Origin of the sequence: Streptomyces sp. 7N604 (assembly GCF_052245475.1) — a bacterium.
Classification (GTDB): Bacteria; Actinomycetota; Actinomycetes; order Streptomycetales; family Streptomycetaceae; genus Streptomyces.
Genome location: NZ_JBQQBX010000007.1, coordinates 61,222 through 75,980, shown reverse-complemented (window position 1 = coordinate 75,980; position 14,759 = coordinate 61,222). Strand labels below are relative to the sequence as shown.

The window sequence follows — 14,759 nt, the reverse complement described above, 5'->3', positions numbered from 1 at the left end:
AAGGCACGCCCGCAGGAGCGACGGCTGCGTCTCTTCGCGTGGCGCCTGGCTGTCCGGGCCCGTGTGCTCCTGCGGCGACCCAACCGCCGTCCAGGGAGCTATCCCCCATGACGACCGTACGAGCACCGGCAAAGACTCAGACCAAGCGCACATCTGCGAAGCATCCGCACGACGACGCCCCCGACACCTCGGCCGAGTTCCAGGAACTCGCCCACCTGCCCGACGGGCCGAAGAAGCAGGCTCTGCAGCAACAGGTCGTAGAGGCATGGATCCCTATGGCCGAGCGGCTGGCCCGGCAGTTCCGCAACCGCGGCGAGTCCCTCGACGACCTGGAGCAGGTGGCCGCCCTCGGGCTGGTGAAGGCCGTCAACCGCTACGACCCCGAGCGGGGCGCCGCGTTCGAGAGTTTCGCGGTGCCGACCGTGGTCGGAGAGGTCAAGCGCCACTTCCGCGACAACCTGTGGGGCCTGCATGTGCCCCGCCGGGCCCAGGAGCTGCGCAACCGCGTACGCGCTGCTCACCGCGAGCTGTCCCACACGGCCGACGGGCGCCGCCCCGGCGTCGAGGAGGTCGCCGAGCACACGGGCATGACCGAGCAGGAGGTCCGTACCGGCCTGGAGGCCCTCGACAGCTACGCCCCGCTGTCCCTCGACGCGGAACTTCCGGGCTCGGAGGACGGCTTCTCCCTCGTGGACCTTCTCGGCGACCAGGACTCCGGCTACGACCGCGCCGTCGACCGCGAATCCCTCAAGCCCGCGCTCAGGCGGCTGCCGGAGCGCGAGCGCCACATCCTGTACATGCGGTTCTTCTGCGACATGACGCAGAGCCGTATCGCCGATCAGCTCGGCATCTCCCAGATGCACGTCTCCCGGCTCATCAGCCGGACCTGCTCCTCGCTCTGCGAGCAGGTCATGGCCGACGCGGCATAGAAAGGGCACGTGGCTACGAGCCGTCGAGGACGGCGACGTCGGCGAGGACCTGTCAAGCGCGTCGGGAAGCGCCACCGAACAAGCGGGCCAGAGCCCGAAACGGCAGGGTGACGACCGATGCAAGGGTGCTGCCGATGGCGCGCAGCACGTCGGCGATGGCCTGAAGCATTGTCCTTTCCTCCATCCTGGGCCGCATATGGCCACTGAATTGTGTGGAATTCGGGTCCCGAGTACCCCCTCCAATGCATGGGAAGCGAGAGTGAACAAAGAACGCACCCGCTCCTGTACGCCGAAGCCAAGCGCCGGAGCATCGAGGGGCCGCTCGAATTTGAGCAAGTCCGAGCTCAAGGAGTCCTGGGAAATGAGGACATCCTGAGCCGCTGTTCAGAGGCACCCCGCGAGAACTTTCTCGCGGGGTGCCATCTCGCGGGGTGCCAAGTGGCTGATACAGACGGTCACACGCCGACTGCGCTGCGCCAGGGGACTGGGGCTCCGTCCTCGGAACGCTGGTGAGGGATTCACCAGCGGTACCAGCGCCCCCTCCGGCCGCCAGTGGCGGGGGGCCGGACGACGAAGCCCAGCAGCCAAACGACCAGCACGACCACAGCGATCCACCAAAGGACTTTGAGCGCGAAGCCGGCTCCGAAGAGGAGCAGGGCAAGAAGCAGAACGAGAAGCAGGGGGACCATAGTTATCAACCTCCGCCGACCGGGTTCCCCGGCAACTAGGTTCAAATCACGGCGGATAGTTGCAGATAGTGCGCCCCATTCTTGTCATCCGAAGTCGTCATCCGGAGCCTGGGGCGTCGCCGTCCTCCTGGCGACGCGGAAACCTGCGGGTGTCCCGCGGTTGCACGTACGGCTCTTCCTCCTTCGGATGGCCGCCGGCGATGGCACGTTCCCGCGCCAGTTCGGCGTCGAATTCCAGTCCGAGCAAGATCGCAAGATTGGTCAGCCACAGCCACACCAGGAAGATGATGACGCCGGCCAGGGTGCCGTAGGTCTTGTTGTAGGAGCCGAAGTTCGCGACATAGAGCGCGAAGCCTGCCGAGACCGCCAGCCAGATCAGCACGGCGAGGAAACTGCCGGGGGTGATCCAGCGGAAACCACGACCCCGGACATTGGGCGCGGCCCAGTACAACAGGGCGATCATCAGCACCACCAGCAACACCAGGAACGGCCACTTGGCGATCGACCAGGCGGTCATCGCCGCGTCCCCCAGGCCGACAGCAGTGCCCACCTCCCTGGCGAGTGGACCCGTGAAGACGACGATCACCGCACTCACGGCCAGCAGCACCATCAGCGTCATGGTCAGCCCCAGGCGCACTTGTGCGGTCTTCCAGCCCGGGCGGCCCTCGGGAAGGTCGTACACCGCATTGGAGGTACGGATGAAGCCCGCGACATAGCCTGAGGCGGACCAAACCGCGCCCACCAGACCCACCGCCGCCAGCACGCCACCCGTGCTGCTGCTTCGCTGCAGCTGCTCCACCGCGTCGCTCAGAATGTCGCGTGCGGGGCCAGGGGCGAGCTTCTCTATGTTCTTCAGAATCTCGTCAGTCGCGGACTTGCCCACGAGACCGAGGACGGAGACCAGCACCAGCAGCGCGGGAAAGATCGACAGCACGCTGTAGTAGGTCAGGGCGGCCGCCCGGTCGGGCAGCTCGTCTTCCATGAACTCCTTGCGCGTGCGGCGCAGCACCGCCATCCAGGATCGGCCGCGCAGGTCAGTGGGCTGATGCGGGGCCGCCTCCTCGACCTGACGGTCCGGGCCCGTGCCCACAGCCGGCTCCGCGTCCTCATGGCCGCGTCTGCGCTTCCAGATGGGAGCCATGCCCGCAGGGTTACCACGAGCGCAGCAGCTAACCCTGCCGGTGCGCCGGGCGGCACACATGAGGCGGTGGACGCCGGGCAGGCGCCCGTGGACTCTCGGCATCGGACGGTGGCGCCGCAGGGCCCGCGGCCGCCGTCGCCCCCCACCGGCGGCGGCCGCGGCGGTTTCGGCGAAGAGACCCTAGTCCCGGGACAGCAGGGGACCGAGTGGTCCGAGGTCGATGTTGAGGTCCTCAGGCGCCAGCCCGTACCGCGTGCAGAGCTCCTCCATACGTTCGGACAGCAGCATCAACGTCAGGCCGATCCGCTCTTCCTGGTCCTCCGTCAGGTCTCCCTGGTCCACTCGGCGCAGCGCCTGCCGCTCCATCAGCTGGCGCAACAGCTCGATCAAGGTCAGCACCAGTCGCATCAGGTCCCGTTCGACGGTGTCCCGGTCCAGCTCCAGCCGGTTGCGCTCCATGCGGTCCGTTACTCCTCTCCGCGCTCCCACAGCGACGGCACGTTCTCGTTCACCGAACTGATCAGGGCGTGCAGATTGATCCGGACCAGGTCGACGTCGGCGATCCGCAGCGTGAGGTCACCCGCGACGACCACTCCACCCGCGAGCAGCCGGTCCAGCAGGTCCACCAGGGCGATCTGCCTCTGTGCGAGCGGCTCGACGCTCACCGGCGACGTTTCGCTCACCGAGCGCTCTCCGTCTCCGCCGTCTCCGCCCGGTTACCGCCGCCGGATCCGCCGGCCAGGCCGGTGAAGGAGTACGGCGCCCATGGCCCGGTCAACTCGATCCGCAGCCCTACGGCCCGCCCCGCCTGCTCGCCCACCAGCGCGGCGAACGCGTCGGCCTCCTCGCGCCGCACCAGATACGTGCCGTTGAGGATGTTCCGCCCGGTCGCCCCGGACAACCGGGCGTCCTGCGGGCGGTGCAGCCGCGTGTGTTCGGCGAACCGCCCCAGCGCCTGGTGCGCCTCGCGCGCCCGGTCCTCTGCCTCTTGCCATGCCTCTTCCTGGGCCCGCCGGTGCCGCTGGCGCTGCCGCAGGTAGTCGCGCCCCGAGGCGGGGCGTACGCGACCGCCCGTACTCGCGGCGGCACCAGCACCGGGATCGGCAGCGGCCGTGCCGGTGGCCGGGTCGATATCGGCGTAGATCTTCACACCCCACTCGTCCCGGCCGTCCAGCAGAGCGAACGTGGCCTCGAAGCGCTCCCGGCCCGAAGCCAGCATCCCGCGCAGGCTCTCCTCGCCGCGGTACACCGTGGCGAGCCTCAGCGGCAGCGCACAGCCCGCTCTCGCGACCGCGTCCACCACCCGCTGGTGGCTGCGGGCCGTCTCCTCCAGCCAGCGCATGTCCTCCAGATGCGTGCGCAACGGCACTTCGTCGAACTCGGCGGCGGAGACCGGGCTGACAACGGCCGCGAAGCCGGACGCCCGCACGGCCAGAACGGGCGTGCCGCCGACCCCCCGCAGCCCCTCGGGCAGCGGGCAGTCCTCGGCCCTGATCACGGCGTAGGCGTACTGCAACTCGGCCGGCTCGGCTAACTCGGTCGCATCGGTCATGGCTGCTCCTCCGGCTGTCCCGCCTGCCGCAGCTCCAGAGCGGCGATCCGGTCGCGCAACTGCTCATTCTCGGCGGCGAGTTCACGGCGGCGGGCACCGGACGACAGCGCGGGATCGTGCTCCCACCAGTCGATGCCCATCTCCTTGGCTCTCTCGACGGAGGCCACGATCAGCCGCAGCTTGATCGTGAGCAGCTCGATGTCCAGCAGGTTGATCCGTATGTCCCCGGCCACCACGACGCCTTTGTCGAGCACCCGTTCCAGGATGTCCGCGAGATTGGCGCTGCTGCCGGAGGGACCGTAGGGCTCGGGCAGAGTTCCCGTCACGCCGGCCGTCCCCTCCCCGGCCCAGGTGTGCCCGTACGCCGCTGCTGTGCGATCTCGAGGCGGTCCAGCAGCTCGTCCTCCCGGCGGTCGAACTCGGCCTCGTCGATCAGCCCGTTGTCCAGTTGATCCGCCAGGTCGCTGAGCTCGCGCTGGATCGCGGCCGGGTCGTAATACTGCCGCTCCGCCTCCGCCACGACTTGTCTCAGCACCCAGCCCACTCCGCGTACCGGTGCGACCGGCAGGAGCAGGACCTCGCCGATGAGTCCCATCACGACTCCGCCGGGTGTGCGGCGGGCGCCTCCGTGACGAAGCTGTACGGGGGGAGCGGCCCGGTCGCCTGAAGGTTCAGGTGAGGGTTGGCCTGCCGAAGGTCGTCGACGGCGTTGAGGAAGGCAGCCGACTCCTTCTGCTCCAGCAGGAAGGAGACGTTGACCAGCCAGGTGGGCGACTCCGGCCCGGGACACTGCTGCTCGGCGTGCGGGGCCAGCGCCTCCTGGACGGTTTTGGCGTCGTGTATCTCGCGCTCGCGCACCCGGTTCGCCACCAGCTCGCCCAGCCGCAGCTGGTCCTGGTAAGAACCGCCGCCCGCCCGCTGGTTGGCCTCGCTGAGCGCCCGCATCCGCGGGTCCTCGTTCGTGATCATCTGCAGCACGGTCTCTTCGTGGTGCACGGCCTTCACGTTGTACTCGACACGGCCGTCCAGCCGGTCGAGCTGTTCCGCGTAGTGGCTCGCGTGCTCGCCGAGCACGGCCCGTACGGTGTCGTCGTCGTAGGAGAGACTGCCGAACCGCAGGGGCAGCACGGGGCCGGCCTCTCCGGACTCCGTCAGCACATGCTGGTGCGCCAGCAGGTCGCGCCGCTTGGGCCGCAGCTCCGGCGGACAGTCGCTGACGATTGCGGCCAGACCGCCCGCGCGCAGCGTCCTGACCGGGTGGGGCGGGTCGCCGATGCCGCCCATGCCCTCGGGCGGCTCGGGGTGTTCCTCGCGCATGATGCCGTAGACATAGGTGGTCACTCCGACTCCTCCTTCTTGCGGGAAGTCGTGCGCCGGGGCCTGCGCGGCGCGGATTCCTCCTCGCCCTCATCGCTGCGGGAGTGGCCTTGCCTGAAGGCGTCGGAGATGGTCTCCGCTGCGCCGGACAGGACTCCCTTGGACTTGCCGCGCGCACCGGACTCGGTCATCTCACCGACCAGGTCGGGCAGTCCGGGATCCTTCCTGGGGCCCGCCTCCAGATCGAGCCGGTTGCAGGCTTCGGCGAACCGCAGATACGTGTCGACGCTCGCGACCACGACGCGCACGTCCACCTTGAGGATCTCGATGCCGACGAGCGAGACGCGTATGAACACGTCGATCACGAGCCCGCGGTCGAGGATCAGTTCAAGGACGTCGTAGAGGCCGCTGGTGCCGCCTGAGCCCCGGGTCTCTTGCGCCGGGACAACACTCACCTTGGAGTTTCCTCTCTATCGATGGATTGCGCGGCGGACTAGCGCTGATCAGCCCGGCCGCGCTCGTATCGACGGACCCGGCGATAGCCGGTGATCGTCCCCTCCCGGTCCGTAGTGACCTCGTACGACGCCATCAGGCTCATCGTGTCCGGGATCCTGGCCAGCTCGAGGATCTCCACCTCGAGCAGCCAGCCGTCCTCCCTGCGCTCGAACCGGGTGACGGCCTCCGCGCCCAAGCCGCTCAGCTCCCTGAACTGGGCCCCGGCGTTGCGCAGGACGTCCAACGCCGGGGGACTGCTGTCCGCCGCGCTGTTATCGGAATTGTCGGATCTCTCTGCCATGGCTCCCTCGGTACAGCGGGTACCGCGTCAGGGCCGGGGCAAACCCGTTCCCGACACACATACGAAGACCCCGCGGGGGTCTACTCACCGAATTTTCAAGTAGTTTGAAAGGGCATCAGGCAAACGTGGGATTGGTCACGGCTTCGCGAGGAACGCGAGTTCGGCGACGCATCCTCCTTACCCGCTGATCGACTATCGTCGCAGCGCGGGGGGCTGGTGCGGCGGAAGGATTCCGTAAGGACGTCCCCGCGCACACGGACCGCTGCCAGGGAGAAGGAGACTGATGCGCGTACTGATGCCCCTCCCCGACCGGGACTTCGACGTCACCGAGGTGGCGGTCCCCTGGCGCGTACTGACCGATGCCGGCCATCAGGTCGTCTTCGCCACCGAGCGGGCGGGCACCCAACCGGCCGCCGATCCCCGGCTCCTGTCCGGCGTGGTCTTCGGCAAGCTCGGAGCGGAGGACGAGCCCAAGGAGTTCTACCGGCAGCTCACCGGCAGCAGTGAGTACCGCGACACCATCGCCTGGGACGCAATCGAGCCGACCGCGTTCGACGGGCTGATCCTGCCCGGCGGCCACGCTCCCGGGATGCGCCAGTACCTCGGATCCGCCACGCTGCGGGACAAGGTGGCCGAGTTCTGGAAGCTCGGCCGACCCGTGGGCGCCATCTGCCACGGCGTCCTCGTACTGGCCCGCACGCGCGACCCGGAGACCGGCCGCAGCCTGCTGTGGGACCGCACCACCACCTGCCTGCCCAAGTACATGGAGCGCAGCGCCTACTTGCTCACGGCCTGGAAGCTGGGCCGCTACTACCGGACCTACCCCGCGTACGTCGAAGACGAGGTGCGAGCCGCGCTCGCGGCCCCGGAGAGGTTCGAGCGAGGCCCCTGGGGCGGTACGAAGCGCGGCTCCGCCGAGGACGACACTCATGCCTTCGTCGTCGAAGACCGGAACTACGTCTCCGCCCGCTGGCCCGGGGACGCCTACCTCTTCGCCCGGCGGTTCCTTGCCGGCCTCGGCGCATCCTGAGCGTGGCCCGGGAGTTCTGGCCGCGCAGCACACCGTAGCTGCCGCACAGCTCAGCGCGCGACGCCGATCAGGTCCAGCAGGTCGCTGACGCCCTCGAGGTGTTCGCTGTGCCGCGACCCCGCCTTCGACGGGGAGGACGGCCCCGGCGCAGGCGGCTTCTCGTCCGCGCAGACGGTCCGCTCCGGCGGGAGGATGAGGTCCGTCAGATAGCTCGTGACCGCTGCGGTGGCGCACTCGCTCCGGCCGAATGCGGTGTGCCCTTCGGCCTTGAAGGTCAGCAGCGAGGCGTTGTCGAGCCGCCGCGACAGAGCGACCGCGTCGCGGTACGGCGTGTCCGGGTCGCCGGTCGTGCCCAGAACGAGGATGGGCGCGGACCCCTCGGCGCGATACGAGCCCTCGTGGCGGCTGACCTGCTCACCGGGCCACTGGTCGCATGCGGTCCCGTGCTGGTGGTCGTACGTCGGCGGGCCGTAGCCCAGAGCCGGGCCAAGCAACGGCGCATCCTCGGTGTTGGCCGCCAGCCTCCGCTCGAGCAGGCCGGTGTCGTGCGGGTAGGCGCGGTCGGCGCACTCGACCACGACGTTGGCGGTCAGAAAGTCGAAGCTGGCCGCTGACGGCGGCTTGAGCAGGAAGGACTCGGCGTTGCGCAGCTCCGCCCGATGCAGCGCCTCGCCGATGGCCGGCCAGAGGACCTTGCCCTCGTTGATGTTGAACAGCAGACGGTAGACGAGGGTGTAGCCGTTCGCCTTCCCTCCGCCGGAGGTCGGCACGGGATCGGCGTCCACGTCCCGTACGAGCTTGCCGAAGGACTCCTTGGGCGAACCGCCACCGAACCCGCAGGCGGACGGCTCGTCGGCGCACCAGTCGAGGAAGCGGTCCACTGCCCCGTCCAGGGCCAGGTACTGCCCCCGGTCATAGGCGTGCGGCCGGTCGGCGTACTTCACCGGGTCGTACGCCCCGTCGAGCACCATCGCGCGCACCCGGTCCGGGAAGAGGTCGGCGTAGACCGTGCCGATGTAGGAGCCGAACGACCGGCCGTAGAAGGTGAGTTGCTCCTCGCCCAGCGCCTGGCGGAGCAGGTCGATGTCGCGGGCGACGTAGTCGGTGCCGACGAAGGGCAGCAGGTCGGCGGACTTCTGCAGGCAGGCCTGGTTGAATCCGGCTGCGGTCCGCAGCGCCGGGGCGAAGGCGCCGGGCCCGGGGTTCCCCTTGGCCTCGGTAACGGCTTGGAGGTACTGCTTGTCGTCCCAGCACTCCAGAGGCGAACTGCGCCCGACGCCCCGCACGTCGTACCCGAGAACGTCGAACCGGTCGCGGAGCCCGGCCGGCAGGTCGGTGTAGTTGCCGCGCGCGAAGTCCACTCCGGAGCTGCCGGGTCCGCCGGGCTGCAGGAAGAGCGTGCCCTGCCGCTGTGCCGGGTCGGCGACCTTGTGGCGGGTCACCGCGAGCGAGATCTTGCGGCCGTCCGGCTCACGGTAGTCGAGCGGCACCTCGGCCTTCGCGCACGTGAATCCCTCTTTGCCGCCTTCGTCTTCCGGGCACGGCGACCAGGACAGCTCGGGAACCGGTGGCGCGCTCCCGGACCCGGCCCGCGGGCCCGCGACCGCGAAACCGGCCCCGGCAACCGCCATCACGCCCACACCGGCGACGACGAACCGGAGGCGATGCAGGAAACGGGGGCCACTCCGCGCGTGGGATGCGGACGAACGACGACCGAGCCTGTGGGTCATGCGTCTACGACCCACCGGATCCTCCTCTGGAGTTGCACATGGAACCGATCTTCCTGTTGTGGGGGGTTGTGGATCTGTGTGACCGGTCCCGCTCGGTGAGGAACAGGCGAGGCGGAGGCCACGGGAGGCGCGTCGGCCGGTCAAGCGTGGCACACCGGCGGCGCGCCGCCATTGCACGCGATCACATCCGCGAGCGCGTCCGGGAGCGGCAGCGGGGTGCCGTCCGGCAGGCCCTCCAGCTCGGCGTACGCCCGGTGCAGGTTCATCACCAGCCGCTCCGGCTCCCCCAGCCCGGCGAACTCCCCGAGGTCCGCTTCCAGCGCCAGCTCGCGCGGAGTGATCCCGGCCTCGCGGCCCTGCTCGGCCAGGCGCAGAATCCAGGTCAGGTACCGCTCCACCATGTCGTACACCTCCGGCCCGCAGACCGGCCCGTGCCCGGGTACGACCGTCTCCGCGCCGAGCCCGCGCAGCAGCCAGACCGCGGCGAGCGAGCCGGCCACCGACCCCATGAAGACGAATGGCGTGCCTCCGGAGAAGATCAGGTCACCGGTGAAGACCACCCTCTGCTCGGGCAGCCATACGACGGTGTCGCCCACGGTGTGCGCGACGCCGGGGTGGATGAGCTCGATGTCGCCGTCCCCGCTCCCATCCCCGTCCCCGTTGTGGAGGGTCATGCGGTCGGCGTACGTCGTCGTGGGCAGGGTGACGGCGATGTCGCCCCATGCGACATCGGGCCAGATCGTCGGGAGGTCCACTCCGGTGCGCAGGATCTCCTCACGGCAGTGCGGGTGGGCGACCACGCGCGCGTGGGGGGTGAAGAGGTGGTTGCCGAAGGTGTGGTCCCCGTGGTGATGCGTATTGACGAGCACGCCGGGCATCCGGCCCGCGGTCGCAACCACGGTGTCGCGCAACGCGCGCGCCCGCCCCTCGGTCGCCGCGGTGTCGATGAGCACGGTCTCCGACTCCTCGGAACCGACCACGAAACCGGCGTTGTTGAGGCACCAGCCCCCGGGAAGCTGGAGATACGCGAACACCCCGTCGGCGACCTCCTCGAGCTTCACATCGGACGCGACCATGAACTCCTCCTCGTGGCAGATGACATCAGCCACGGTGACGAACGCGAGGCGCGCGCGGTTTCAACAGGAGTGACAACCGGGACCGCACTCACCGCACCGCCATCGCCATTCAGCCAGAGCCACCACGCCGGACCCGAGGGGCGACGACTGGCGCGATGGCTGACGCGACGGCTGGCGCGATGACAGGCGCGAGCAAGTCCGCGGAGGCCGCTCTGCGGACAGGCCCGATTGGCCCGCGTCTACGTCACGGGCAACGGGCGCTTCTGCTCCAGCGACTCCCTTACCACGGGGTCCTTCACCGTCACCGCGCTCCAGACCGACCGCCGCACGGATGAAGTGACGGAGTTCGGGGCCGACTTCGTACAGCACTTGCGACGACGCCTTCGCGGCGCTGCGCGGCACCGTTCACCACAAGAAGGGCTGACGACGGGCCGGAGACGACCCGCAGAACCGGAGAACCGGCGACCCGGAAATCGCCGCGCGGTGCGGCGGTTTCCGGGGCGGGGCGGTTCCATGACGGCGAGCCCGAGCCGCCAGCGAGTGGGCCGCAATGATCTCGTTGGCCCGCGAAGGGCCCGCATGTCAGCTCCCCGTCCTTCCCAGCCTCCGCCGCACCCCCCGCACCAGCCGGTGCGCCGTGAACCCCGCCCCGTAGACGAAGCGCATCGCCGGCCCGAACGACGGCGCGGTCAGCAGGCCCGCGAAGAAGAGCCCGGGATACGAGGACTCGAACCGGCCGCTCAGCTCCGGGGCCCCGCCACCCCCCACCCGCCGCAGCCCGGCCCCCAGTTCCCGGTCCAGCAGCCGCAGCCGCGTGAGATCAGGTGTGAAGCCCGTGGCGGCGATGACGTGTTCGGTCTCGAGGGCGGTCCGCGCGCCCGCGGGCGTGGTGAGGTCCAGCCGCACACCGCCTCCCGACGGGGACGCCGCCCGCAGCCGGTAGCCCAGCAGTACGGGCACGGCGCTCTCGAAGCGGTCGCGCAGCCACCACGCGCCGGCCGGCCCGAGCGCGGTGGCCGCGATGCGCAGCCGCGTGGAGCCGGGCAGGCGGCGCACCGCCCACGGGATCTCGGACCAGACCCAGCTCGGCCAGCCGGTGCCCAGACCGCAGTGCGGGTCGCGCAGCGAGCGCATCAGCCCGCGGTTCAGGGGCTGGGGCGGGGCGTTCCAGTTGAGGCGGCCCGAGCGGGCGACGACGCGGGCGGTGGCGCCCTCCTCGGCCAGCAGCGCCGCGGTCTCCAGGGCCGCCTGCCCGGCGCCGATCACGGTGACGTCCTTGCCCTTGAACCGGGCCAGATCGCCGTGGTGGCTGCTGTGGGAGGTGAGATTCTCATCAAGCGCGACGAGCGGTTCCGGGACGTTGACGAAGGGCATGACCCCGGCCGCGAGCGCGACGGTCCTGCTCGGGATCGTCTCCCCGTCGTCCGTGGTGACCACGAAGCGGCCGGCGCTGGGGCGCACGGAGGTCACGGTCTGCTCGTCGATGCGCTCCACGGCATGCCGGGCGAACCACAGCCCGTAGTCCGTATACGTGGCGATGGGCACCGGTCTGCCGTGCTCGGCGGGCAGTTTGCGGGAGGCGCAATACGCGGACAGCGTGCGGTCGCCGGTGGGGTCGGACAGATTCGAGGACCAGGGTTCCGACTTGAGGAACATGCCCGGCGGCATGTGGTCCCGCCATGAGGCCATCGGGCGGCCGAGCACGCGCAGCCGCAGTCCGGCCGCGGCCGCGTGGGCCGCGATCGACAGTCCGTAGGGGCCGGCGCCGACGACTACCAGGTCGTACATGGATGGTTCCCGCTCTCTCGTCGTGAAGCGATCGCCGTGCGGCGATCGCTGGGGCAGCGATCGTCGTGAAGGTCGTGCGCCGTGGGGGCGCGGTGGGTCGGTTGATCGGATTCGGGAGCAGCTCAGACACAAGAGGGCCGCTGTGGCATCAGGGGGCCGCTACGGCGGCGGGCCGGGGCCGCAGCCGCCGCAGTCCCTTCCGGCCGCCCCGCCCCACCCACGCGGCGGCCATGGCGGCGAAGGGGGCGGGGTCGTCGGCGGCGAACCAGGCGGTCTCCGGGGCTCGGTACAGCCTCCCGGTACGGGCCCGCCGCCGTTCCCGCGCCCCGGACCGCTGCCGCGCAGCCGCGGCCGTGGCCAGCCCGGACAGCAGGGCGTAGTTCTCCGCCACGAAGATCCGCCCGGGCAGCGGCTGCGGGGCAGCTACCTGGCGCCCCGTCAGGTCCAGGTGGAGCGCCCGTACGACGTCCAGCCCGGCCCGGTCGGCGAACAGCCGGAACTGCGCACCCGGGCGCGGGTTGAAGTCGAGCAGACAGTACGAGCCGGTCGCGGCGTCACGCCGGAAGTCGAGGTCGAGGATGCCCCGGTACCCGAGCCGCTCGGCCAGCCGCCGGGCCGATGCGTCCACCTCCGCGTTGGGCAGCCACGTGCCGACGGCCGTAAGCCCCGTCCCCACCGGCCAGGACAGCTCCTTGCGCCCCGTACCGCCGATCAGGCAGGCGGAGCGCTCGCCGAAGCAGCCGTGGAAGAACCAGTCGGTGCCCCGGCCGCCCGGCAGGTGCCGCTGAAGCAGCAGCGGGCTGCGCGCCTGCCCGCTTCGCTCGTAGAGCTGCCGCGCCTCGTCGGGGGTGTGAACGAGGGTGGTGCTGCGCAGCCCTGCGGCACCGGCCAGCAGCCAGGGCCTGCTCCACTTCGCCACGAGGGGCAGCCCGAGTTCGTCGGCGGCCGCGGCCGCCTCCGGGGCACTGCCGGGGATGACGGTGGGCGGGTGCGGTACGCCGGCGCTGCGGCACAGGTCGGCGAGCGCGGCCTTGTCCGCCACCCGTTCCGGTAGCCCGCTGGGCTGACTCGCCATCAGGAAGGAGCCGGCAAGACGCTCGGCGAGCGCGGCGACGGCGATGGCGCTGACGTCGTCCATGGGGATCAGCACGGCACGCCGCCCGATCCGCTCCGCGATCTGACAGAGAGCCATGGAGAGCCGGGCTGCCGACGGATCGCCGGAGGGCCAGCGGTGCACCCGGTGGACGTAGCGGGACCGGTTGACCGGACTGCCGGGGGATTCGACGAGCGTATGCACCTCGATTCCGGCGCGTCCCAGGGATCTGACGGCCCCCAGGGTTCCGTGGTGAAAAGGATTGCGGTCGAGGCGGATCAGCAGTGCCGGTACTCCGGTGTCGAGCATGGGGGACAGGGCGGGGCGGGCCGCGGATTCGTGGTGCACTGCTCCTCTTCGGGATCAATAGGCCGTGCGGGCGATGGAGTTCTCCGGAATACGTCCCAAATGGATTCGTAGGGTATGCATTCCGCGCTGGTTGCACGCCGGAAGGAGTAGCCATGTCCCACCCCCCTCGGAGGCTGGCCGCGACCTGCCTGGGAGCGGTCACCGCGGGAGTTCTGCTCGCCGGGGCGGCCCTGGGAGCAGGGGCCGCTGAGCTGGAACCGGCCGGGGAGAGTACACCCGCCGAGGAGAACGCGCCTTTCGTGGAGCCGGTGCCGGGCGTTCCCTGGGGGGCGTTCCTGGGCTCGGGTCCTGAGGGTGTGGAACAGATGGCCGGGATGCAGGACTGGCTCGGCGGATCCGAGATGCGGGTCGGGCACACCTACCTTCCCGGCAACCACTGGGCGGACATCGAGGGCGACGTCCGGCTGCTCGAGTCATGGGCCCTGTGGCGGCGCTCCGCCCCCGGCCGGATGTTCGTGCTGAACGTCCCGATGCTGGAGCGCAACGAGGAAGGCGTGCCGGACGAGGAGGTCGCCGAGCTGCTGGAGCGCGGCGCGCGGGGGGAGTTCGACGGGGTGTTCCACACCCTGGCGGGGCGGCTGGTCGCGCTGGGGGTGCCGGAGACGGTGATCGTGCTCGGCTGGGAGATGAACGGCACCACGTACACCGGCCGGTGCGCGCCGCACCCGGACGCGTGGCGGGCGTACTGGCGGCGGATCGTACGGGCGATGCGCTCCATTCCCGGGCAGCGGTTCCGATTCGATTTCGCGCCCAGCCGGGGTGAGGACGCCATCCCGTGGACGGAGTGCTATCCGGGCGACGACGTGGTCGACATCATCGGCATGGATTCCTACGACCAGCCGCCCGGGCACAGTTTCGACGAGCAGGTCAACCAGCCTCTGGGGCTGCGCGCGCAGGTGGAATTCGCGCGCGAGCACAACAAGCCCATCTCGTATCCGGAATGGGGCCTGTTCCGCAATGGCGACAACCCGGAATACATGCGCCGCATGCTGCGGTGGATCGCGGAACACCCGCCCGCGTACCACACCATTACGGACTACTGTCCGCACGGGGTCTGGCGCTGCGGGGAGAATCCGCTGGCCTCGAGGGTCTTCCGGGCCCAGCAGTTCACCGGGAAGCGGCCAGGGGAGCAGGGGGCCGACTGCCTGACGGTGGATCTGGGCTCGTGGGTGGAGTCGATCCTCGGCGAGCGCCGGCTCTGCATCCGCTTCAGCTGGCGCAGCGGTTAGGGTCTGGGCCCTGCCCCCGG

General features: G+C 70.3%; 18 protein-coding genes. 3 read left to right on the top strand and 15 right to left on the bottom strand.

Annotation, left to right across the window (positions count from 1 at the left end; all coding sequences use genetic code 11):
* Positions 1-107: 107 nt before the first annotated feature.
* Positions 108-929, top strand: a complete 822-nt coding sequence (locus ACTWP8_RS09645) for a SigB/SigF/SigG family RNA polymerase sigma factor (protein WP_443321724.1) — start codon at positions 108-110, stop codon at positions 927-929.
* A gap of 52 nt (positions 930-981) precedes the next feature.
* Here ACTWP8_RS09645 and ACTWP8_RS09640 read toward each other — a convergent pair whose 3' ends face one another.
* The 11 genes from ACTWP8_RS09640 to gvpO form a co-directional block, all read right to left on the bottom strand.
* Entirely contained in the window at positions 982-1,098 is a 117-nt protein-coding gene (locus ACTWP8_RS09640) for an LPFR motif small protein (RefSeq protein ID WP_443317423.1), read from the bottom strand.
* Between the two features lie 349 nt (positions 1,099-1,447).
* Positions 1,448-1,618 carry a hydrophobic protein gene (locus tag ACTWP8_RS09635; protein WP_443321723.1) on the bottom strand — a complete coding sequence of 57 codons (171 nt, stop codon included), beginning with the start codon at positions 1,616-1,618 and terminating at the stop codon, positions 1,448-1,450.
* A 97-nt stretch (positions 1,619-1,715) separates the two neighbouring features.
* Positions 1,716-2,759, bottom strand: a complete 1,044-nt coding sequence (locus ACTWP8_RS09630; protein WP_443321876.1) for a YihY/virulence factor BrkB family protein — start codon at positions 2,757-2,759, stop codon at positions 1,716-1,718.
* A gap of 180 nt (positions 2,760-2,939) precedes the next feature.
* Complete coding sequence (locus ACTWP8_RS09625) at positions 2,940-3,218, bottom strand: gas vesicle protein K (RefSeq protein ID WP_443321722.1); 279 nt, start codon at positions 3,216-3,218, stop codon at positions 2,940-2,942.
* Positions 3,219-3,226: 8 nt separating this feature from the next.
* Positions 3,227-3,442, bottom strand: coding sequence for a gas vesicle protein (locus ACTWP8_RS09620; protein WP_443321721.1), 216 nt, complete (start codon positions 3,440-3,442; stop codon positions 3,227-3,229).
* Entirely contained in the window at positions 3,439-4,311 is an 873-nt protein-coding gene (locus tag ACTWP8_RS09615; protein WP_443321720.1) for a GvpL/GvpF family gas vesicle protein, read from the bottom strand. The genes ACTWP8_RS09620 and ACTWP8_RS09615 overlap by 4 nt, the downstream gene beginning before the upstream one ends.
* Positions 4,308-4,637, bottom strand: a complete 330-nt coding sequence (locus ACTWP8_RS09610; protein ID WP_443317417.1) for a gas vesicle protein — start codon at positions 4,635-4,637, stop codon at positions 4,308-4,310. Before ACTWP8_RS09610 ends, ACTWP8_RS09615 begins: the two co-directional genes overlap by 4 nt.
* Positions 4,634-4,906: a gas vesicle protein GvpG gene (locus ACTWP8_RS09605; protein ID WP_443321719.1), complete on the bottom strand. Its 273-nt coding sequence runs from the start codon at positions 4,904-4,906 to the stop codon at positions 4,634-4,636. Before ACTWP8_RS09605 ends, ACTWP8_RS09610 begins: the two co-directional genes overlap by 4 nt.
* Positions 4,906-5,652 carry a GvpL/GvpF family gas vesicle protein gene (locus tag ACTWP8_RS09600; protein WP_443321718.1) on the bottom strand — a complete coding sequence of 249 codons (747 nt, stop codon included), beginning with the start codon at positions 5,650-5,652 and terminating at the stop codon, positions 4,906-4,908. Before ACTWP8_RS09600 ends, ACTWP8_RS09605 begins: the two co-directional genes overlap by 1 nt.
* Positions 5,649-6,083 (bottom strand): gas vesicle structural protein GvpA, encoded by a 435-nt coding sequence (locus tag ACTWP8_RS09595; RefSeq protein WP_443321717.1) that lies wholly within the window; start codon positions 6,081-6,083, stop codon positions 5,649-5,651. Before ACTWP8_RS09595 ends, ACTWP8_RS09600 begins: the two co-directional genes overlap by 4 nt.
* Before the next feature lie 38 nt (positions 6,084-6,121).
* Positions 6,122-6,424, bottom strand: coding sequence for a gas vesicle protein GvpO (gene gvpO, locus ACTWP8_RS09590; RefSeq protein ID WP_443321716.1), 303 nt, complete (start codon positions 6,422-6,424; stop codon positions 6,122-6,124).
* Between the two features lie 283 nt (positions 6,425-6,707).
* Between gvpO and ACTWP8_RS09585 the strand changes: the two genes are divergently transcribed.
* Positions 6,708-7,454: a type 1 glutamine amidotransferase domain-containing protein gene (locus tag ACTWP8_RS09585; protein ID WP_443321715.1), complete on the top strand. Its 747-nt coding sequence runs from the start codon at positions 6,708-6,710 to the stop codon at positions 7,452-7,454.
* 50 nt (positions 7,455-7,504) lie between these two features.
* Here ACTWP8_RS09585 and ACTWP8_RS09580 read toward each other — a convergent pair whose 3' ends face one another.
* The 4 genes from ACTWP8_RS09580 to ACTWP8_RS09565 form a co-directional block, all read right to left on the bottom strand.
* Entirely contained in the window at positions 7,505-9,085 is a 1,581-nt protein-coding gene (locus ACTWP8_RS09580) for an alpha/beta hydrolase (protein ID WP_443321714.1), read from the bottom strand.
* 239 nt (positions 9,086-9,324) lie between these two features.
* Complete coding sequence (locus ACTWP8_RS09575) at positions 9,325-10,293, bottom strand: MBL fold metallo-hydrolase (RefSeq protein WP_443321713.1); 969 nt, start codon at positions 10,291-10,293, stop codon at positions 9,325-9,327.
* Between the two features lie 549 nt (positions 10,294-10,842).
* Entirely contained in the window at positions 10,843-12,048 is a 1,206-nt protein-coding gene (locus ACTWP8_RS09570; protein WP_443321712.1) for an NAD(P)-binding domain-containing protein, read from the bottom strand.
* A gap of 148 nt (positions 12,049-12,196) precedes the next feature.
* Positions 12,197-13,489: a carboxylate--amine ligase gene (locus ACTWP8_RS09565; protein ID WP_443321711.1), complete on the bottom strand. Its 1,293-nt coding sequence runs from the start codon at positions 13,487-13,489 to the stop codon at positions 12,197-12,199.
* Between the two features lie 113 nt (positions 13,490-13,602).
* On the opposite strand from ACTWP8_RS09565, the gene ACTWP8_RS09560 reads away from it, so the two are divergent.
* The gene (locus ACTWP8_RS09560) at positions 13,603-14,739 is read left to right on the top strand and encodes a glycoside hydrolase family 26 protein (RefSeq protein ID WP_443321710.1); all 1,137 of its coding nucleotides are present in this window, start codon (positions 13,603-13,605) and stop codon (positions 14,737-14,739) included.
* Positions 14,740-14,759 lie beyond the last annotated feature (20 nt).